Here is a 19705-nt window from a genome sequence, read left to right on the forward strand (position 1 = left end):
AGCGATTCATTAACCCAAATTTCCGCTGATCTCGTTGATCGGCAGGAGGCAGCACCTCTCTCCTGAGCGAAAGGGATACCGAGGTTTCGACGAAATGACCGCCTTAGTCGCGCAAAAGCCGCACCCCGAAGAAGGGGTGCGGCTTCGTTTTACGGCTGTTCGAGCAGGTCGATCCACTCGTTGAACTCGTTCTGCAGCTTCGAGTATTCGCCGCGCAGCTCCTCGTGCTCCCGGCGGAGCGCCGCCAGCTCCGCCTCGCGAGCGTCCAGGGCGGCGGCCTGCGCGCGCGCCGCCTCCAGCTCTTGCGCCGCCGCGTCGCTGGCGGCGCTCATGCGGGTTTCCGCCTCGGCCAGCTCGGCGAGGCGCCATTCCAAGGCGGCTGCGCGTTCCGTCGCCGCCCGGTGCTCCCGCTGCGCGGAGGCGAGCTGCTCCTGCAGGCGCTGCGCGGCAGCGCTTGCCGCCTGCTCCCGCTCGCCCGCTTCGCGCAGCTTCCGGTTCGCGTCGCTCAGCTCCCGCTCGGCGCGCTCACGTTCCGCATGCGAGGCGGCCAGCTCCGCCTCGCGAACGTCCAGGGCGGCGGCCTGCGCGCGCGCCGCCTCCAGCTCTTGCGCCGCCGCGTCCCTCGCGGCGCTCATGCGGGCTTCCGCCTCGGCCAGCTCGGCGAGGCGCTCTTCCAAGGCGGCCGCGCGTTCCGTCGCCGCCTGCTCCCGTTCGCCCGCTTCGCGCAGCTTTCGGTTCGCCTCGTCCAGCTCCCGCGCCGCGCGTTCCACCGCAGCCTGATGCTCCCGCTGCGCGGACGCGAGCTGCTCCTGCAGGCGCTGCGCGGCAGCGCTTGCCGCCTGCTCCCGCTCGCCCGCTTCGCGCAGCTTCCGGTTCGCGTCGCCCAACTCCCGCTCGGCGCGCTCCCGGGCGGCGGTCTGCGACCGCAGGCGCTCCGCGGCCTGGGTGTCCGCCGCTTGCCGCTTGCGCAGCTCTTCGGCGGCTTCGCGGCGAAGCTCTTCCGCTTCGCGAGCCGACCGCTGCGATTCGCCTTCCAGCTTGGAGCGCTGCTTCAGCCATTCGAGCTCGCGCGCCAGCCATTCCGCTTTCTCGCCGGCCCAGGCGGAACGCTCCGCTTCCATCGCGGCGCGGTCTTCCGCCCACGACGCGCGCTCGGTCAACCATGCCTCGCGGTCGGCCGCATGACCCGCGTCGCGTTCCTCCAGCAGCTTCTGCGCTTCCCGGCGCGTCTCTTCCTGCATGCGGGCGTAACGGCTCTCCAGTTCCTCCGTCTTCTCCAGCAGCTCTTCCCGAGCGAGCGCGCGTTCCGTTTCCCGTTCCTGCTCCATTTTCGCAACGAAATCCGCCTGCTCCGCACGCACCTCGGCAACCCGGGCTTCCGCTTCGCGGCGTTCCGCTTCGAGCGCATCGCGCAAATCGGCAGCCTCAGAGGCGTAACGTTCCCCATCGGCCGCTTGGCGCTCAAGCTCCGCCCGTTCCTGCAGCAGCGCATTGTAATCCGTTCGAAGGCGCATGCACTCGTCGGCCATGTTCACCGCCGCAAGCACGGCGAGCCGAGGCAGGTCGAGCCGGGGATCGGTAGAAGAAATCCGGTTGATCTGGTCATTGACGAGAGCGGCGACCCTTTTCATGTATTCCGGGTTGGAGTGGCCTTTCAGCGAATATTGCGTACCGTATATGTCAACTGTCACGCGGGTCCGATTTTCTTCATTCAAGGCTTGTCCCTCCCCTTGCCAATCGTGCGTCCGAAAACAACGGCGCAGCGACCGTCTCAAGCGCCTTCCGGCGTCCTGATTATTTCGCTGCGCCCTGTTCGGTTTCCTGCCTATTTGCGAAGTTCGGCACCGAAAGATTGTTCCAATTCCGCCAAAACCCGGGAATGGCTCTCGGTCACTTCTTCATCCGTCAACGTGCGTTCCGGATGCCTGTAGACCATCGCCAGTGCCACGCTTTTTTTGCCTTGGCCCAGCCGCTCGCCCACGTATACGTCGAATACGGATACCGACTCCAGCAGATCCCCCGCCGCTTTCCGAATCGCTTCCGTCAATGCGCCGCCCGTGACGGCCATATCGACCACGACGGCCAAGTCGCGTTCCACCGAAGGGAAGCGCGGCAGCGTCCGGTATTCGATGCGGCGATCCGCCTTCCCGTAAACCGGCTCCAGCTCGATTTCGGCCACGAACGTATCCGGAAGGTCGAACTCCCGCTGCATGTCCGGATGAAGCTGGCCGACGTACCCGATCGTCTCGGGACCGTGTTCGGTGCGGAGTTTGATCGCCGCCGTGCGGCCGGGATGGAAGCCGTCCGGGCGAGCTGCCTCATAGGAGATCGCTCCCTCCAGTCCCAAGCGGCGGAAGATCGCTTCCAGCAGGCCTTTGGCGTCATAGAAATCCGCCGCTTCGGCTTTGCGGTTCCAGCCGGCCGCCTTGAAGTTGCCCGTCAACAGCATAGCCAGGCGCGGCTTCTCCCGCGGCAAGCGGGTCAGCGTCTCTTCGTCCGTATGGTAGACGCTGCCGATCTCGAACAGCGCCACGTCGTCGTTTTTGCGGGAACGGTTGTATACCGCGGCTTCCAACAGGCTCGGGAGCAGTACGGTGCGAAGCACGCTGCGCTCCTCGCTCATCGGCATGGCCAACGCGATCGGCCGCGCTGCAAGCGCAAGTTCCGCGAATCTGCCCGCGTTCGCGGCTGAAGTGACCGAATACGAGATCGCTTCGCGAAGCCCTGCGTTCGTGAGCGTCGTCCGGAGATCCCGGCGGATGGACTGCCTCTTGGTCAAAGCGCCGGTCGTCGAAGGACCTTCGATCGGAGTCGTCGGAATTTCGTCGTAGCCATACAACCGCGCCACTTCTTCAATCAGGTCCACGTCGCGGGTAATTTCGCCGCGGCGGGAAGGCACGGTCACGCGCCACTCCCCTTCCCGGGCGGAGTCCGCACGGAAACCGAGCCGGGTCCACAAGGTGTCCACTTCAAGCGGGGACAACGACGTGCCCAGCATGCCGTTGATCCGGGACAAGGCAATGTCGATCGCGACAGGCTCCGGCGACCGGACGACCGCTTCGGCGACGCCTTCGGCCACGTGTCCGCCGGCGAGCTTCGCCATCAGCGACGCGGCCCGGTCCAATGCCGCAATCACGCGGCCGGGATCGACTTCCTTCTCGAACCTCGCCGAAGCTTCCGAACGCAGGCCGAGCTGCCGGGAAGTTTTGCGGACCGATCCGCCGGAGAATTTCGCCGATTCGAGAAGGATATCGGTCGTCTCGGCCGACACCTCAGAATTGGCGCCGCCCATCACACCTGCGAGCGCGATCGCTTTCTCGGCGTCCGCGATGACCAGCATGTGGGGTTCCAGCTTGCGCGTTTGCCCGTCGAGCGTCTCGAGCGTTTCGCCTTCGCGCGCCAACCGGACTTCAATGCGGCCTCCGGCCACCTTCGACGCGTCGAAGGCGTGCAGCGGCTGCCCGTATTCCAGCATGACGTAGTTCGTGACGTCCACGATGTTGCTGATCGGACGGATGCCGGCCGCGATCAGCCGGTTCTGCATCCAGAGCGGAGAAGGGCCGATCTTCACGCCCTTGATATAACGAACGGAATAGTGGGAGCACAGGTCGGACGCTTGAATCGATACCGACACGTAATCCGTCGTACGGTCCGGCGTGTTGAAGAGCTCCTGCTCCGGGTGCGGCAGCTTGACCGGACGGCCGGTCAACGCCGACGTCTCGTAGGCCACGCCGAGCATGCTGAGGCAATCCGAACGGTTCGGCGTGAGATCGAGCTCCAGCACGGAATCGTTCAAACCCAGCACTTCCAAGATGTCCGAGCCGACCGCCGTATTTTCCGGGAGCACCAGAATGCCTTCCTGCAATTCCTTAGGGAGCAGCTTGTCGTTGATGCCCAGTTCTTTGGCCGAGCAGATCATGCCCTGGGACTCGACGCCCCTCAGTTTCGCTCGTTTGATGTCAAGTCCGCCGGGCAGCTTGGCGCCGATCAGCGCCACCGGCACCTTCTGGCCTGCTGCCACGTTCGGCGCGCCGCAGACGATTTGCAAATCCCCGTCTTGGCCCGCGTCCACGGTGCACACGTTCAGCTTGTCGGCGTCCGGATGTTTTTCGCGCGTTTTGACGTAACCGACCACGACTTTGCTCACGCCCTGGTTGCGCGACGGCACGTTGTCGATTTCGATGCCCCCGCGGGTCAGCATCTCGGCCAATTGCTGCGGCTCGATGCCGCTTAAATCGATATAATCGGATAACCACCTGTACGAAACGTTCATGGGATACTCCCCTCTTTTATGCGGAAAATGGTTTCGGGCGCTCCGCCCTTACATTTTGGCGAACTGGTTCAGGAACCGGAGATCGTTGGAATAGAAGTGGCGGATGTCGTCGATTTCGTACTTGAGCAGAGCGATGCGCTCGATGCCCATGCCGAACGCGAAGCCGGACACTTCCGCCGGGTCGTATCCGCCGTGCTCCAGCACCTTCGGATGAACCATGCCGCAGCCGAGAATTTCGATCCAGCCGGTCTGCTTGCACATGCGGCAGCCATGGCCTCCGCATTTGACGCAGGTCACGTCCACCTCCGCGCTCGGTTCCGTAAACGGGAAGAAGCTCGGGCGCAGGCGGATTTGCATCTGGGGGCCGTACATTTCGCGCACGAATTGCAGCAGGGTGCCCTTCAAATCGCTCATCCGGATGTTCGGCCCGATGACAAGCCCTTCGATCTGGTGGAACATGAACGAGTGGGTCGCGTCGTCGTCGTCCCTCCGGTACACCTTGCCCGGGCAAATGACCTTGACCGGCGTCTTGCCCTTCATCGCCTGCATCGTACGGATCTGCACGGGAGACGTGTGCGTCCGGAGCAGGATTTCGTCCGTGATGTAGAACGAATCCTGCATATCGCGGGCCGGATGGTCTTTGGGCAGGTTCAGCGCTTCGAAGTTGAAATAATCGGTTTCCACTTCCGGTCCTTCCGCGATCGTATAGCCCATGCCGAGGAAAATGTCCTCGATCTCCTGCGCCACTTTGTTGAGCGGATGGACGCTGCCGACGGACGGCGTCTTGCCGGGCAGCGTGACGTCAATCGTTTCCGCCTGAAGGCGGCGGGCCGTCTCGGCCCGATCGAACGCTTCCTGCTTCTCCGCGAGGACCGCTTCGATCGCGGCGCGGACTTCGTTGCCCACTTGGCCGATGATCGGCCGCTCTTCCGCGGACAGGCCGCCCATGCCCCGCAAAATCTCGGTCAACTGGCCTTTTTTCCCCAAGTAATGCACCCTTAAATCATTCAGCGCGGCAGCATCCTCAACGTTCTGCAATCGGTCGAGCGCTTCGCTGCGAAGCGCCTCCAAACGTTCTTTCATCGCTCTCTCCTCCATCGTCTTCTTGCCCGGCCCCCGGCCGGTCGGCAAAAAAATAAAGGCCCTTCCTCCCCGTAAGGGACGAAAGGACCGTGGTACCACCCTTGTTGGAATGCCGCGGCTGTCATCAGCCGCCCGCCGAACCCGGCAAAAGCATTCCCGCTTCCGCGGCGTAACGGGCCGCTGCCGGTTCCCCCTACCCGCTTCCGAACGCGCCAGGCGTTCTTCCGTTTCAGGGGACTGCTCCGGAGTGAATTTCAGCAGCCTGGTTTCCTAGGAACGCTTCCAGTCTCCGGCGTTCCCTCCCTGTAAGAAGGCGCTGCTTACTTGTCTCCATCTGCGCATTTGCAAGATTTATTGCCATTATAGGCGAAGTACGCGGCGGAGGCAAGCGGACGCGAGCCCGCTTCCTCCATCGGCCTCAAGTCAGGCTTTCTTCCTGCGGATAAGCGAGACGACGAGCGCCAGCAGGCCGGCCGCCAAGCCGGCGATCGCGAGCGCCAGCGTCAGCGGATCGCGGTCTCCGTCCTTCGCGGAATCCGTAGCCGCGGCAGCGGCGGTGACCGTCGTCACGGAAGCCGGCGTGTCTGCGTCCGCCGGGCCCGTCCAGTCGACGACGGTGCCGTCGGAGTAAGTCTGGTGCGCTTTCCAAGCCAGCTCTTTCGCGTCCGCGGCGACTTTGCCCTGGAAGTTGAATTGTCCGAATTCCGTCGAGCCGATGCCCGCGCCGGTCGCTTTCCAGGTGACGGCCGTGATTTTGCCGTCCGCGTTCTTCTCAATCTCGTAAGTCCAGTCCGGCTTGGGCTCGAACCGGGACACGTCCACGCCGGCGGGCACTTCCACTTTCACCTGCGTCGTCGCGGCCTCCTTCTCCGAAGGGACGCGCAGCGTGAATACCTGGTACGAATTCGCCGGCACTTCCTTCGGCTGCACGGTCACGTGCGCGCTTGCAAGCCCTCCGAACGCCATCGTGAGCGCGAGTGTCAGCAACGGGATGATTAAACGTTTCTTCATCTTTTTCCCGACCTCTTTCCTGTAAACTCTTTACAGTTTTCAGTATAGAGGCGGTCCGGTCTTCCCGCATGACTCGAAAGAGCCAGTCCCGCGAAGAAAGTATGGCGTTTATGTGGCGTCCGGCTCCATCATCCCCCGCTCGTAAGCGTAACGGGTCAATTGAACCCGGTTGTCGAGATGAAGCTTCTGCAAAATGTTTTTCAGGTGATTTTTGACCGTATGCTCCGACAGCCCGAGCGCGTCGGCCACCTCGCGGTTTTTACGGCCGCGGGCGACCTCCAGCAGGATCTCGCGTTCCCGGGGGGTCAATTCGGACGCCGGACCGATTTCCGCCGTTTCCCGCGAAACGGCCGGCGCGGCCTTGCGGTTGCCGAGCTCCCGCAGGATCGACATCGCAATGTCGGGGCTCAAGGGCGCTTCGTCATGGACGATCGCCCGCAGATAGTCCCGCCACGCCGACGGGTTCAAATTTTTGAGCAGGTATCCTTGGGCTCCCTTCTTGAGCGCCTCGAACAAGTGGGACGCGTCGTCCGACACGGTCACCATCACGATTTTGACCTGCGGATGGGCGCTTTTGATCGACTTGACCGCTTCGAAGCCGCCCATCCCCGGCATTTGGATGTCCATGAGAATGAGCTCGGGCATCGTCCGGCCCGCCATTTCAACCGCTTCTTCTCCGCTCGCGGCTTCCCCGACGATCTCGAAGGCGGAATCCGCGGACAGGATTTCGCGCATGCCTTCCCTCGCGTGATGATGATCGTCCGCGATCAGCACCCGGATCGGCTGCTTCATGAGCGTCTCCCTCCCGGCTTGGCGATTTCCACGACCGTCCGATCCGCCCGCCGCTCGGCCGCGAACGTCCAGCCCATACGCGTCGCCCGGTCCCGTACCATGCGAAGGCCGAACCGGCCGTAAACCGCCAGCGGATCTCCGGAAAAGCCGACCCCGTCGTCCTCCACCGTACAGCGGAAGCCGCCGTTCTCCTCAGGTTCTCCCGTCACGATAACCTTCGAAGCGTTGGCGTGTTTGCGCACGTTGATCAAAGCTTCCCGAAGGCAAGCGTGCAGCTCGACCTTCTCTTTGTTGGACAAAGCTTCGTCCTTAATCGTCCAACGGAACTCCGCCTCGGCTTCCGTCACGCCGGCGGTCTCCTCGAGCAACTCCCGCAGCGGAACGACCCAAGCCGCTTCCGCGGCCGTCGGCGGCTGCCGCAGGTTCTCGATCGCCTGCCGGACGTCATCGTGCATGACCCTCACCGTTTCCTTCAGCTCTCCTGACATCTCGAGCACCTTGCGCTCGCCTTCCGCAGCCGTCCGGTCGAGCTTATCCAGCTTCACGGCCAGCAGGAACAGCGATTGCGCGATCCCGTCATGCAGCTCCCGGGCCAGCTTCTCCCTTTCCTCGAGCGCTCCGCTGACCGCCCGTTCCCGCTGCAGCTCTGCCTGCGACTGCTCCAGCCGCGCGAACAAACCCCGCACGAGCGTCAGCGTCACCCCGAGCACGATGAAAGGCGCCAGGAAATTGCCCATTTCCATGGACATATAGGGCAACAGGAAGACATGCCGGACATACTCCCACAGACCGATCGTGAGCGTAGGCGTCAGCAAGATCATCCATTTGATTCTCCGGTCCGCAGAGCGCCTCGGCATCCTCATCCTCCCGTCAATAGATCCGGAACGTCGTTTCCCGTTCGATTTCATTGCCCTTGGCATCGGTCACCAATACCTGGGCTTTCCATTTGGCCGCAAAAGGCAAGTACGGGCCTTCCGCCTGGTACGTGTATTTCCCGTAACCGTCGAAAGCATCGATTTCGTCGTCCTGGTAAGCCTTGATCGGCACCTCGATCGCGCCGACGTCCGGTCGGTCCAGCGGAAGCATCTTGAGCGAGACGTTCTTCGGCGCTCCGTCCTGCTCCGGCAGCCAGATTTTCACGATGAAACGGTTGTCGCCCGGGGCATTCGGGGTGATGCGGAGCGTCAGGTGCATGTCCGTGCCCATCTGATGGTAACTGAGCGGCTCGTTCGGGGGCAGGGGCGTTTGGTAAGTCAAAATGCCGACCACGAATACGATCGCCGCCAGCAGCCCGACATCCGCTTTGAGCATGAAACCGTGCGGAAGGTCTCCTTTGCGCAGCCTCAGCCTGATCAGGAAGGCGGTAACGGCGACAAGCAAGGAGAGCGCGCCTTTGGCGAGCAGCCATTTTCCCCAGAGCGTATATTTCAAATAGGTCAGACTCGGCAAGAAATCGAGCACGGACAAGACGCCCGTGATCCATAAGGCAAGAAAGAGCAGAAGGGCTACCCGGGAAAACACCAGCGCGAAGCGTCCCGCTTCCGGCCGGTCCTTCAACCAGATGACCAGCAGGAGCACCAGCCCGCCCGCCCACAAGGACGCCGCTTCCAAATGCACGAAGTCAAGCGCGATCATATAGGCTTTTGGACTGACCGCAGAGGCGTGGCCGGACCACGCTTCGATACCGATGAACGCCGCCGCCCAGATGAGCCGGGCCGCAGAGCCCAAGCTGACCAACAAAGGTGCGGCCAACGCCAGCAGCAGCTCGGCGTCGTACAGCCGCCCGATTGTCGTTACCTTCAAAATGCGAAGCCATTCGGACATGGGCTCATCCTGAGCCAAGTCCATGAGACTGATGGCGATATAGGCGATCGTGGATAGCAGCGTGAATTTTCCCGCGAACGAGAGAGCCTTTTCCCGCAAGCCGCCGACGAGGGGGGAAACGCCGCGCAGCAGGCTCCACATCGCAAGACCGGCCGTGCCGAGCAAGCCCGCGTAATAAGCGATCCGGGTCGCGTAAATCAGGAACTCCCGGTCCGTCGTGGTCGACCCACCGTGATTGTGGCCCACTTGAGCGTGCGGATCCAGCTGCTGCGCGTCCGGGAGCGGCGGCGGATTGCCGACCGTGAACACGAACGCGCCCGAAACGGGATGACCGTCCGCGGAAATCACGCTGTAAGAGACTGTATAATGCCCTTCTCCGAGCGACGGCAGGGAAAGGCGAATCCCCTTGCCTTCCTCGAACCGTTCGGGCGTTCCTTTGGCGACCGAACGGGAGGCTTCATCCAAAACGGTAAGATTCGTGCCGCCCGGATCCAGGCGCTCATTGAACAAAAGTTCGACGGCGGCCGGACTTTTGCTCAATTTTTCCCCGACGTCCGGCGTCGTGCGGACCAGCTGCGCATGCGCATCGGCCGTTTGGAGAAACGCCGCCAATCCCAGCCACAGGGCGACCGCGGCCGCCCAAAACGACCGGGTGATACGGCGCTTTCGGGAGGTTAGAAATCCTTGAACGATCCCGCTTATAGACAAATCATCTTCCTCCTTCTCCCTGCGGCTCGCTAATGCGCTCGGAGACTCCTATACTTTGACTACGTATTTGACCGGTAAAGGGTTTGTAAGGGAATGTAAGTTTGAAACGTTCTCGGGTGTGAAGTCAGGGTTCATCCTTTTCTTTACTTGCTGGTGAAACGGGGGTTTGCGTATTAGCGGGAAATACTCCTGTTAATTTCCACGTTTTTCTGTTTTTTAGAAAAACAATTGGAAAAGTTCCCACTAATCCCGTGCATGAAAGCTTATCAAGGCAACATGGGCAAAATTAGTGGGAGCTTTTCCCTTAATTTTGCCTAATTACTCATTTACCGATAAATTAGCGGAAAAAATCCCACTAATACCACGAGCATCGAATCTCGGCAAAGGACCATTTCCATCGTAACCGAACGGGACTACCTCTTCAACTGCGCGAGTATTGACAAAATAAAGAACGGCCCTCGCCGCCTTGCGGCAAGGGCCGTTCGATTTCAACTGCGATTCCTTGAATTTGACGCTGCATCCGGCCACCAATCGCCTGCCGCTTCCGGATACCCTCGCGCCGTCGGCCAGACGTATACCCAACCTTCATGATTTGGTTCGTCCGCGTCCCGAATCCACACCCGCTCGTAATCGTTCTTTTCTTCGATGCCGTAAAATTCTTCGAGCTCATCCAGTACCGGCAAGCCGTCCGCATCGATGTCCGTCCAGTTGCCGCGCACGAACCGTAATCCGATCGCAGGCTCAAGCACAAGAGCGGGATACGATCCGGCATCGAGCAGCCTTCCTCGGACCCGTCCCGGCTGCATCGCCCTGACATAAGGTTCGATGATATGGCGGTTCGGCATACCCGGCAGCAAGGTTCCGTAAACGAATACCCGAATCGTATGCCGGCCGCTCTCTCCGTACATCGTCATACCGCCTTATCGGCAGCGAACAGTTGCTCGAAGGTTTCCGGCGCAACCGGCCTGGAGAAGAAGTATCCTTGCGCTTCCTGGCATTTCTGCTCCTTCAGGAAGGCGACCTGGCCCTCGCTTTCCACCCCTTCGGCCGTGACCTTCAGGTTCAGGTTGCGGGCCATCGCGGAAATCCCGGAAACGATCGCCGCATCGTTGCGGTCGGTCAGCACGTCGCTGACGAAGGAGCGGTCGATCTTGAGCTTGTCGATCGGGAACTTCTTCAAATAGTGAAGCGAGCTGTACCCGGTGCCGAAATCGTCGATGCTGATCCGGACGCCGATCTTCTTGAGCATTTCCAGCATCTCCGTCGCGTAATTGACGTCGGCCATGATGCTCTCCGTGATTTCTAGCTCGAGCCACCGCGCATCCAGCCCGGTATCCTCCAGCACGCTGCGGATCCGCTCGCACAGGTCATGCTGCCGGAACTGCCGGATCGACAGGTTCACCGACATGATGATCGGCGGATACCCTTTATCCTGCCACGCTTTCATCTGCATGCAGGCGTTTCGGAGCACCCATTCCCCCAACGGCAGAATGAATCCGTTCTCTTCGCACAGCGGGATGAATTCAGAAGGGGGAATCTCCCCTTTTTGGGGATGGCTCCAGCGCAGGAGCGCCTCGGTGCCGACGAGCCTTCCGCTCTCGAGTTCCACGAGCGGCTGGTAGACGAGACGGAACTGGCCGAGCTCAAGGGCGATTCTCAGGTCATTTTCCAGCAGCAGCCTTTCTTTCGCTTTGAGGTTCATGTTCGGCACGTAGCGTTTCCAGCCGTTGCGGGTTTCTTTGGCGCTGTACATGGCGGTGTCCGCATTCTGCTGCAGCAAATCCAAGTTATGCCCGTCGTCGGGATACAGGGCGATACCTACGCTGACGCTCATATGGAAAGCCGAAGGACCGATCCGCACCGGCTGCTGGAACGCGTCGACAAGCTTTTGGGCCGTCGCCTCCGCTTCCTCTCCCTCGGTACCGGGCAGCAGCACCGTAAATTCGTCCCCGCCCATTCGAAAAACGTTGTCGTACTTCTCCCTGAACTGGGAAAGCCGTTCGGAAACCGCCACCAGCAGCTGATCCCCGAAAGCGTGCCCCATGGAGTCGTTAATCGTTTTAAAACGGTCCAGATCGAGCCAAAGCAGCGCGAAACGGCCTTTATCCCGGAAAGCTCGCCCCATCTCGGTTTGCACCTTCTCCGCGAACATCCGGCGATTGGGCAGCCCCGTCAATTCGTCATGGTAGGCCAGGTAGTTGATGCGGGATTCGATTTTCTTCTGCCTTTTCAGAGGCTCTTCGATGGACACGTAATAGATGCCTTTCAGCAAGCAGTAATAACCGGCCAGTTTCAGGCCTTCCGCGAACAGTTCATGGTACGTACCCAGGCCGACTGCGCCTTCCAGCCGCGAAAAGAACAGCCAGATAAGCCCTTGTACGATCGTCAGCATTGCCTGCGGTTTTTCTTGCCGGTTGCGGTACAGGATCATCAATGCAGCCGTCGCGTAAAGAAGCAGGACCGCCGAATAATGATAGGGACGGAAGGCGTTCAATGCATCGTAGTCCCAATGGCCGACATGAAAAACTCCCCAGCTGAGCAGCCCCAGCAACGCGGCGACCGATACCATCGCGACGACGCGCGACCGGGGAGGAACGTTGACGTTCCGCATCGCGAAGAGCACAAGCACGCCGATTGCAGCTAAGGTTTGCGAAAACCAGCCCAGCAAAATATTCGGGGCGTTGCCGATCTCCCGGTCAAAAAAAGGCATTCCCGGCAGGCTCATGCCGTGCAGCAGGTCGATGACGCCGATGGCGGCGAACAAAGCGGCGGTGGAAAGGCGAAGACGGCACAGCGTCGGAAGGAAGATCATCCATCCGAGCGTCAGGATCGCGAAACAGAATGCGAATGACAACGCATCCAAAAGCAGGTAAGCGTTCATGTATCCGATCGGGGCGATCCATTGCCTAAGCTGCCCGTACACGGCCTGAAGGACGGCGAAAGCCGCGGCTGCGGCCAGGAGCGTCCATACGGTTCTCATTTCGGCGCGATTAATCGACATGTAGGGGCCTCCAACCAAACGTCCGCGACAAGGTGGTCTTTTTTTGTATGAATATACGTTTCTATGAATTTCCACACGAATCGCGATTTTCCTGCATGATGGAAAAATCCGGTCACCGTTCGACGAAACTTCCTCCGTTTTGACAAGGAGCGGCAATTCTCACCCCTGCCGAGAGCAGTCCCCGGGCCAGCAAAGCCGCGCGTTCGGCCGCGCCGGGAGCATCCCCATGTATGCAAATCGTGCGTACTTCAAGCGCGACCCGCACTCCGTCCGGCGTCACGGCGTACCCGTGTTTCGCGAGCGACAACGCTTGGCCAAGCGCTTGTTCTTCGGTTTCCAGCAGCGCGCCCGGCATCTCCCGGGAGACGAGCGATCCGTCGGCCGCATAAGCCCGGTCCGCGAAGCCTTCGGCTGCGAACGCTAAACCCGCCCGCTCCGCCGCTTCCCTCAGCCGGCTGTTCGGGGGTCCGTACACGAGCAGCCTCCCATCCGCGGCGCGGATCGCGCGAACGACGGCATCCGCCAAAGCTTCGTCCTTCGAAACCATGTGATACAAAGCGCCATGCGGCTTGACGTGCCGCACCTCGCCGCCGGCTGCCGCCGCGATGGCCTGCAGGGCGCCAAGCTGATACGAGACCCAGTCTCCGGCCTCTTGGGCGGTGATTTTCATTTCCCTTCTGCCGAAACCCAACCGATCAGGCAGCCCTGGATGCGCTCCGATCGCGACACCGTGCTCCAGGCATTGCTCGACGGTACGGCGCATGATGCTCGGATCTCCCGCATGGAATCCGCAAGCGACGTTCGCAGAGGACACAATGCGCAGCAGCGCTTCATCCTCTCCGAAGCCGTAGGGCCCGAACCCTTCCCCCAAATCCGCGTTCAAATCGATGCTGATGGCAGTACCCGACACGTTACGAATTCCCTCCTTCTTTATGGCGAACTCCCGCCTGCAATAGGTGAAGGTTTCTTTCCGTCGTTTCCCATGCCGCCCAAGCGTCTTCCAGACCGACCAGCCGAAAACGTACCGCATCCCCCGGCCGCAGCTGCGCGAGCAGCGGCAGATCGGCGCCGATGACGTGCGCGATTTTCGGATAACCTCCGGTCGGCTGGCAGCCGGCCGCCAGAATGATCGGCCGGCCGTCCGCGGGAATCTGCATCGTCCCCGGTGCCACGCCGTGCGAAGCCAGCTCAACTTGCAGGTTCCGTTCAATCGGAGGGCCCGACAGGCGGACGCCCATCCGGTCGGATGAAGCCTCCACCCGGTACTCTTCCTCCAGCAAACGCCGGTATCCCTCTTCACCGAACTCTTCCCACTCCGCGCCGGCCACGAGGCGGAGGATCGCGCGGCTTCCTGAGGGGGCCACGTTGTCGGCGATCCTCCCGGCATGCCAGGACACGGCCTGCCATGAAGCGGCACGGCGATCTGCCTGCTCCTTCAACACGGCGGCCAAACGTCCGCTTTCCCGGGGCAGCGGACCGACCGGGACCCAATCGCCCGACGCCAATGCTTGCCCGGCGATGCCGCCCAACCCGGCGCGATCATCGGTGCTCCGGCTCCCGAGCGCGGGCGGCACGGCGATCCCTCCCGCGACGGCCAAGTAAGCTCGGCAGCCACGGACCGCCCTGCCGAATTCAAGGAACGTGCCGGCTCGCAGCCAAACCGGGCGGTCCGTCGGCAAGGACATGCCGTCCGCCCGAGCCTCCATGTCCGCGCCGCAAATGGCGCAAAGCAGGTCTCGCCGCAGCTTCAGCGAGGCACCGAGCAGCGTCATTTCGAGAACCGCCGCGTCTTCCGGATTGCCGACGAGCGCATTCGCGGTCCGCATCGAAACGGTGTCCATCGCCCCGCCTTCGGTAACCCCGTAAGCGAGCCACCCGTATCTTCCCGCATCCTGTATAGTGGTCAGGAGACCCGGTTTGATCACTTCCAAACCGATTTCTTCCGCACGGAACGAGGATCCGTTTCCCGACGCGGTAACCGGCTCGAACTCCCGCTCCTCCGGTTTCTCGATCTCCTCTGCCGGCACCGGCACGAAGGACACGCGGTCACCCGGCGCGAGCAAGAAAGGCTCGCGCGCTTCCGGCCGGAACAACCGCTCGGCCGTCCGCCCGATTAACTGCCAGCCCCCGGGGGAGTCCACCGGATACACCCCCGTCTGGCCCCCGGCGACGCCGACGGAACCGGCCGGCACTTTCCTTCTCGGCGACGGGAGGCGGGGCTGCGCCAGTTCTTCCGGTAAGCCGGACAAATAAGGAAATCCCGGCGCAAAGCCGATCATGGCCACGGCGTAGACGACGGAAGAATGCGCCTCGACGAACCGTTCGGAGGACATCCCGCTGCGTTCGGCGCAAGCGTTGAGATCCGGCCCGTTCTCGCCGCCATAGGCCACGCGCAGCCGGATATGCCGGTCCGCTTCGGCCGGAACCCCGTCCGCTTCATCGACCAGCGCTCGATACAGGCGCTCCGCCAGCCGCTCGACCTCCGCTGCCAGGCTTCTTCCCGCCCTCCGGGCGGCCCCGGCCAATTCCCTCAGGTTCAAGTGGACGGCTAGCGTTCGGTAAGCCGGCACCACATCCCGGAGCCCCGTCCAGCCTTGCTTGCGTAAGCGCGCTGCCCTGGCGGCGATCCCGGACGGCGTCGTTCCGTCTTCTTCGGTCCAAGAAAACAGGAAAGCCGCATCTCCCAGCGGAAACATCCGCATTCGTTCCACGATCCATCTCCTCCTTCCCGTCCCGGCGTTGCATCGCCATCCGGCATCCTTATACAATGATACTATCGGCGATTTTCAGCAAACAGAAGAGGGTGCAACGGCTTTGGAACAATTCGAACTGGCGGCATTGACCGTCACGGAAGGTCCTGAAGAACGGCAGCTTGCGTTCGGACGGGCCAAACTGACGGTCGTTTCCGAATACGGAACGAGACTTTGGTATATCGACGCCGAGGAAATATCGGACTCGGCCTTGTTGCGGCGTTTTGCCGAAACCGACGAGATCGGGGTCCGCATCTCCGCTGTCACGGCAGGCGGCAAAACGTTCTCGGGAGAAGGATTTTTCCACCCGAACCCCGCCCACCGCTCCGCGGCAATCCGCGGGAACGGGGAATTGGAAGGTTACAGCCGCCTGGCCGGCTCCCAGCCTTAAACAAAGCGAAAGCGCGCAGCGGCGCCGCGAACGCGAAGTTCGCGAGGGCTGCTGCGCGCTCCTCCCAACAATATCGACTTCACGGAGCCATGCCCCGAATGAACACCTCGAACGTCAACGCCATTTGATCCACGAGTTCAGGCTCTCCTTGTTCCAGCGCCCAACTCATCAATACCCCGAAATAGGTTTGCACGGCCAGTTGCGCCACCTGACCCGCCGAAATGTCGGAGCGGATTTCTCCTTTGCCCTGCGCATGAGCGAAAATCGGAGTCAAATTGGCGTGCATCTCGTCGCAGCGCTCACATTGAATCTCGCGAAGCTTGGCGCTGCCGAATATACCTTGCAGGACGGCGCGGGTGACCGACCGGTTCATCGGAAAATTCCGGGCGAACTCGAACACGATGGCCTGCAGGCGGGGAACGATGGGACCCGGCTTGCCGAGCATCGTTTCGATCTCCTTCATGATCATCATGCTCAGCAGTTCCATCATCAGGTCTTCTTTGGAACTGTAGTAATTGAAGAAGGTCCCTTTGGCCACATCCGCCCGTTCGGCGATTTGCTGCACCGTCGTCTGTTCGTATCCTTGAAGCTCGAACAACTCGATGGCCGAATCGGAAATCCTCTGCCGCGTCTGAGCTTTCTTCACTTCCCGTTTCATGGGCCCCCTCCTTGTTCCCCTTATTTTAACACACCTTCGCGCCCCTGCAATATAAAATGACCGAAAGCACAAGTTTTGAAACGGAAACCGCTATTTTTAACCTAAATCTTCTAATTGGAATTCAATTTTACTTTGTCGTTACAATATTTTCACTCCTTAAAATAATTATGACCAACAGTCCAACTTTTTATTGCATTTCGATTTTCGATCCGTTATAACTGACTTACAGAGAAACGGCGGGAAGCTTTCGCGACACTCACCGCTAACGGATAGAGAGGAGATTTTACCGAATGGACAAATGGGTCAAATGGACGTCGAAGCTTCGTTGGGCGCTGCTGGCCGTATGGATCGCGCTGGCGGCCGTATCGGTGGCTGCTCTGCCGGACCTTCAGGAAATCGTGAAGAAAACGGAGCAGAAGTTCCTGCCGGCGGATTCCGAATCGCTCCGGGCCACGAAGCTGCTGGAACAAGTGAATCCGTCTTCGCGCGCCGCTTCCAACGCGGTCATCGTGCTGAGCCGGGACGGAGGCCTTCAGGCTTCCGACCAAGCGTGGATGGACGATTTGCTCGCCAAGCTGGACCGGGAGAAAGAGCAGCTCGGTATCACGGGCGTCATTTCCTCGCAAACCCAGCCTGAGCTGAAGGAGCGCTTCCTCAGCAAGGACGGGACGACCGCGATCGCCATCGTCAACCTGCCGAAGGCGGATTTCGAGGACACCACGCTGGTCACGCTGGAGAAGCTGAAGAAATTGGTGAAACAGGCTCCAAGCGGCACGAAAGCCGAATTGACCGGAGCCGCGCCGATCTCGCAGGAATTCCAACAATCCTCGCAGGACGGCTTGAAAAAGACGGAGCTGCTGACGGTCGGGCTGGTGCTCGTGATCCTGCTGATCGTTTTCCGCTCCCCGGTCGCCCCGCTCATTCCGCTCGTGACGATCGGGATCAGCCTCGTGATTTCGAGAGGACTCATCGCCGCGGCGACGGATCTCGGGCTCCCGGTGTCCAACTTCACGGAATCGTTCCTGATCGCCGTCCTGTTCGGAGCCGGAACGGATTACTGCATCCTGATGATCCAGCGTTTCCGGGAAGAGCTGTCGAAGGACGGGGACCGGAGACTGGCAATGGTGAGGACGATGAGCGGCGTCGGCAAGACGATCTTTTTCTCGGCGAGCACCGTGTTCGCCGCGTTCTTCCTGATCGGCTTCGCCCAGTTCGGCCTGTACCAATCCGCGGCCGGCGTCGCCATCGGCGTCGTCGTGACGCTGATCGCGGCCATGACGCTGGCTCCTGCGCTGCTTCTGCTGCTCGGACGCGCCGCCTACTGGCCGATGAAAGTCGGCAGCGGACACGGCCACGGAGAATCTCGGCTGTGGGGCGCGGCGGCGAAACTCAGCTCCAAAAGAGCCGGGCTCGTCATTCTCGTCGTCGCCATCCTGCTGGCGCCCGTCACGCTGCTGTTCAAAGGCCAGCGTTCGTTTGACGACATCGCCGAAATCAACCCCGAGCTCGGCTCCGTCGTCGGTTTCCGCCAGGTGGAGAAATCGTTCGGCTCCGGCGAGGTGTTCCCCGTATCGATCGCGATCACGTCTTCGGCGTCGATGCGCACGCCGTCCGCCTTGGCCGCTCTCGAGCAAGCGAGCGTGGACGCCATGAAGGTGCCCGGCGTCCAGGAAGTGCGCAGCGCCGTCCGGCCGCTCGGCCGCCAATTGACGGAGCTGACCGTGCCGGACCAGCTTGGCAAAACGAGCGACGCCATCGGGCAGCTGAAGGACGGCGTCGCGAAGGTGGGCGCCGGCTTGCAGGACGCCGGCAAACAACTGAGCGGCGGTCAAGCCGACATGGATAAGCTGACCGGCGGCTTGCGCGACATGGCTGCGAAGACGCAGGAAGCCCAGAAGGGCGCAGGCGAGCTTCGCGGAGGCTTGGAGCAAAGCGCGAGCGGCGCCTCCCGCATCGCTTCCGGCCTGAAAGATTCCAGCGGTGCCGCGTCGTCCATGAAGAGCGATATCGATATGCTGCTGAAGGCGCACCCCGAGCTCGCGAAAGATCCCAACATGCTCGCGATTGCGGCCAAGCAGCAAGCGCTGGCGGAGGGGTTGAAATCCCTCGCGGCGGGCGCCGCTCCTCTCAGCCAAGGTTTGATCGGCATGGTCCCGGCTCTCCGCCAGCTCGGAGACGGCCTCGGTCAATTGGCCGGCGGACATCTGCAAGCAGCACAGGGTGTCGAATCCCTTCAGACGGGTCTGGGCAAATTGACCGACGGACTCAAGCAAGGCTCCGACGGCCTGGGTCAAGTAACCGAAGGCTTGGGAAAAGTCCAGGCGGCTCAGGAAGACATCGCCTCGGAAGGCAAAAACCAAATCGGCGGCTGGGTGCTGCCCGAAGAAGCGCTGAACACCGACAGCTTCAAGCAGGCGCTCGACTTCTACGTCTCCGAAGACGGGAAAGTCACCAAGTTCGATATTATCCTGAAGGAAAACCCGTATTCCGGCGAAGCGATGGACACCGTAGACAAAGTCACCTCCGCCCTCCGCCAAAGCCTGGGCGCATCCGTCATCCCGGACGCGAAAGTGTACGCTTCCGGCACGTCCGCCCGCTATAACGAGCTGCGCGACATTTCGTTCAACGATTTCGTCCGGACCGGCATGCTCGTGCTCGCGGGTATCGCGATCGTCCTTATGCTTTTGCTGCGCTCCGTGCTGGCGCCGTTATACGTGCTGCTGTCGCTCGGATTCAACTACCTGGTGACGATGGGCATCGTGGAATTCCTGTTCGTTAAAATTTTAGGTTACCCCGGACTGTCCTGGACGGTATCGTTCTTCATCTTCCTGATCATCGTCGCTCTCGGAGTCGACTACAGCATCTTCCTGATGGCCCGGTTCAAGGAAGAGTACCGGACCGGCGCCGTCGCGGCCGCGATGGCCAAAGCGATGACCACGACGGGAGGCGTCATCGTCTCCGCGGCCGTCATCATGGGCGGCACCTTCGGCGCGCTCGGCTTCTCCGGCGTCGTCACGCTCGTGCAGATCGGCGTAGGCACGTTGATCGGGCTGCTCCTATACGCCGTGATCTTCATGGCGCTCGTCGTCCCTTCGTTCTCCATCCTATTTGGAGAGGCGAACTGGTGGCCATTCCGCCGCAAAGACACCGCCAAGGCCGCTGGTCACAGCGAGTCCTTGCAGGCGGGCGGTACCGCGACGGACGCGCTTTAAGT

At 61.4% G+C, this 19705-nt stretch carries 14 protein-coding genes and 1 other annotated feature; of the genes, 2 read left to right on the plus strand and 12 right to left on the minus strand.

Annotated features, from left to right (window positions below; genetic code table 11):
* Nucleotides 1-149 precede the first annotated feature (149 nt).
* The 11 genes from zapA to pxpB all read right to left on the minus strand — a co-directional run bounded on the left by zapA (nt 150) and on the right by pxpB (nt 15394).
* Nucleotides 150-1715 (minus strand): cell division protein ZapA, encoded by a 1566-nt coding sequence (zapA, locus tag EAV92_RS14045; RefSeq protein WP_164472780.1) that lies wholly within the window; start codon nt 1713-1715, stop codon nt 150-152.
* 110 nt (nt 1716-1825) lie between these two features.
* Nucleotides 1826-4273, minus strand: a complete 2448-nt coding sequence (gene pheT / locus EAV92_RS14050; protein WP_123041687.1) for a phenylalanine--tRNA ligase subunit beta — start codon at nt 4271-4273, stop codon at nt 1826-1828.
* 48 nt (nt 4274-4321) lie between these two features.
* Nucleotides 4322-5356 (minus strand): phenylalanine--tRNA ligase subunit alpha, encoded by a 1035-nt coding sequence (pheS, locus tag EAV92_RS14055; RefSeq protein ID WP_123043729.1) that lies wholly within the window; start codon nt 5354-5356, stop codon nt 4322-4324.
* 71 nt (nt 5357-5427) lie between these two features.
* Nucleotides 5428-5702, minus strand: a binding site (T-box leader).
* Nucleotides 5703-5779: 77 nt separating this feature from the next.
* The gene (locus EAV92_RS14060) at nt 5780-6367 is read right to left on the minus strand and encodes a YcnI family copper-binding membrane protein (protein ID WP_123041688.1); all 588 of its coding nucleotides are present in this window, start codon (nt 6365-6367) and stop codon (nt 5780-5782) included.
* A 108-nt stretch (nt 6368-6475) separates the two neighbouring features.
* Nucleotides 6476-7159, minus strand: coding sequence for a response regulator (locus EAV92_RS14065; RefSeq protein WP_123041689.1), 684 nt, complete (start codon nt 7157-7159; stop codon nt 6476-6478).
* Entirely contained in the window at nt 7156-8016 is an 861-nt protein-coding gene (locus EAV92_RS14070) for a sensor histidine kinase (protein WP_123041690.1), read from the minus strand. The genes EAV92_RS14065 and EAV92_RS14070 overlap by 4 nt, the downstream gene beginning before the upstream one ends.
* Before the next feature lie 13 nt (nt 8017-8029).
* Complete coding sequence (locus tag EAV92_RS14075; protein ID WP_123041691.1) at nt 8030-9691, minus strand: copper resistance CopC/CopD family protein; 1662 nt, start codon at nt 9689-9691, stop codon at nt 8030-8032.
* Between the two features lie 488 nt (nt 9692-10179).
* A complete protein-coding gene (locus EAV92_RS14080) occupies nt 10180-10599 on the minus strand; it encodes a gamma-glutamylcyclotransferase family protein (protein WP_123041692.1) in 420 nt (139 codons plus the stop codon).
* Nucleotides 10600-10601: 2 nt separating this feature from the next.
* Nucleotides 10602-12692: a putative bifunctional diguanylate cyclase/phosphodiesterase gene (locus tag EAV92_RS14085; RefSeq protein WP_123041693.1), complete on the minus strand. Its 2091-nt coding sequence runs from the start codon at nt 12690-12692 to the stop codon at nt 10602-10604.
* A gap of 112 nt (nt 12693-12804) precedes the next feature.
* On the minus strand, nt 12805-13602 hold the full coding sequence (locus EAV92_RS14090) for a LamB/YcsF family protein (protein ID WP_241158273.1): 798 nt from the start codon (nt 13600-13602) through the stop codon (nt 12805-12807).
* A gap of 1 nt (nt 13603) precedes the next feature.
* The gene (gene pxpB, locus EAV92_RS14095) at nt 13604-15394 is read right to left on the minus strand and encodes a 5-oxoprolinase subunit PxpB (RefSeq protein WP_241158563.1); all 1791 of its coding nucleotides are present in this window, start codon (nt 15392-15394) and stop codon (nt 13604-13606) included.
* A gap of 112 nt (nt 15395-15506) precedes the next feature.
* Between pxpB and EAV92_RS14100 the strand changes: the two genes are divergently transcribed.
* On the plus strand, nt 15507-15833 hold the full coding sequence (locus tag EAV92_RS14100; RefSeq protein ID WP_123041696.1) for a hypothetical protein: 327 nt from the start codon (nt 15507-15509) through the stop codon (nt 15831-15833).
* A gap of 79 nt (nt 15834-15912) precedes the next feature.
* Here EAV92_RS14100 and EAV92_RS14105 read toward each other — a convergent pair whose 3' ends face one another.
* Nucleotides 15913-16491 carry a TetR/AcrR family transcriptional regulator gene (locus tag EAV92_RS14105; RefSeq protein ID WP_123041697.1) on the minus strand — a complete coding sequence of 193 codons (579 nt, stop codon included), beginning with the start codon at nt 16489-16491 and terminating at the stop codon, nt 15913-15915.
* 290 nt (nt 16492-16781) lie between these two features.
* Here EAV92_RS14105 and EAV92_RS14110 point away from each other — a divergent pair, with 290 nt between their 5' ends.
* Nucleotides 16782-19703, plus strand: a complete 2922-nt coding sequence (locus EAV92_RS14110; RefSeq protein WP_123041698.1) for an MMPL family transporter — start codon at nt 16782-16784, stop codon at nt 19701-19703.
* The last annotated feature ends 2 nt before the right edge of the window (nt 19704-19705 follow it).

Source organism: Cohnella candidum (assembly GCF_003713065.1).
Lineage (GTDB): Bacteria > Bacillota > Bacilli > Paenibacillales > Paenibacillaceae > Cohnella > Cohnella candidum.

Excerpts from the sequence above, each read along its gene's own strand:
- pxpB (WP_241158563.1), bottom strand. The coding sequence starts at position 15,394 with ATGCGGATGTTTCCGCTGGGAGATGCGGCTTTCCTGTTTTCTTGGACC.
- EAV92_RS14085 (WP_123041693.1), bottom strand. The coding sequence starts at position 12,692 with ATGTCGATTAATCGCGCCGAAATGAGAACCGTATGGACGCTCCTGGCC.
- EAV92_RS14065 (WP_123041689.1), bottom strand. The coding sequence starts at position 7,159 with ATGAAGCAGCCGATCCGGGTGCTGATCGCGGACGATCATCATCACGCG.
- EAV92_RS14110 (WP_123041698.1), top strand. The coding sequence starts at position 16,782 with ATGGACAAATGGGTCAAATGGACGTCGAAGCTTCGTTGGGCGCTGCTG.
- EAV92_RS14070 (WP_123041690.1), bottom strand. The coding sequence starts at position 8,016 with ATGCCGAGGCGCTCTGCGGACCGGAGAATCAAATGGATGATCTTGCTG.
- EAV92_RS14105 (WP_123041697.1), bottom strand. The coding sequence starts at position 16,491 with ATGAAACGGGAAGTGAAGAAAGCTCAGACGCGGCAGAGGATTTCCGAT.
- pheS (WP_123043729.1), bottom strand. The coding sequence starts at position 5,356 with ATGAAAGAACGTTTGGAGGCGCTTCGCAGCGAAGCGCTCGACCGATTG.
- pheT (WP_123041687.1), bottom strand. The coding sequence starts at position 4,273 with ATGAACGTTTCGTACAGGTGGTTATCCGATTATATCGATTTAAGCGGC.
- EAV92_RS14080 (WP_123041692.1), bottom strand. The coding sequence starts at position 10,599 with ATGTACGGAGAGAGCGGCCGGCATACGATTCGGGTATTCGTTTACGGA.
- EAV92_RS14060 (WP_123041688.1), bottom strand. The coding sequence starts at position 6,367 with ATGAAGAAACGTTTAATCATCCCGTTGCTGACACTCGCGCTCACGATG.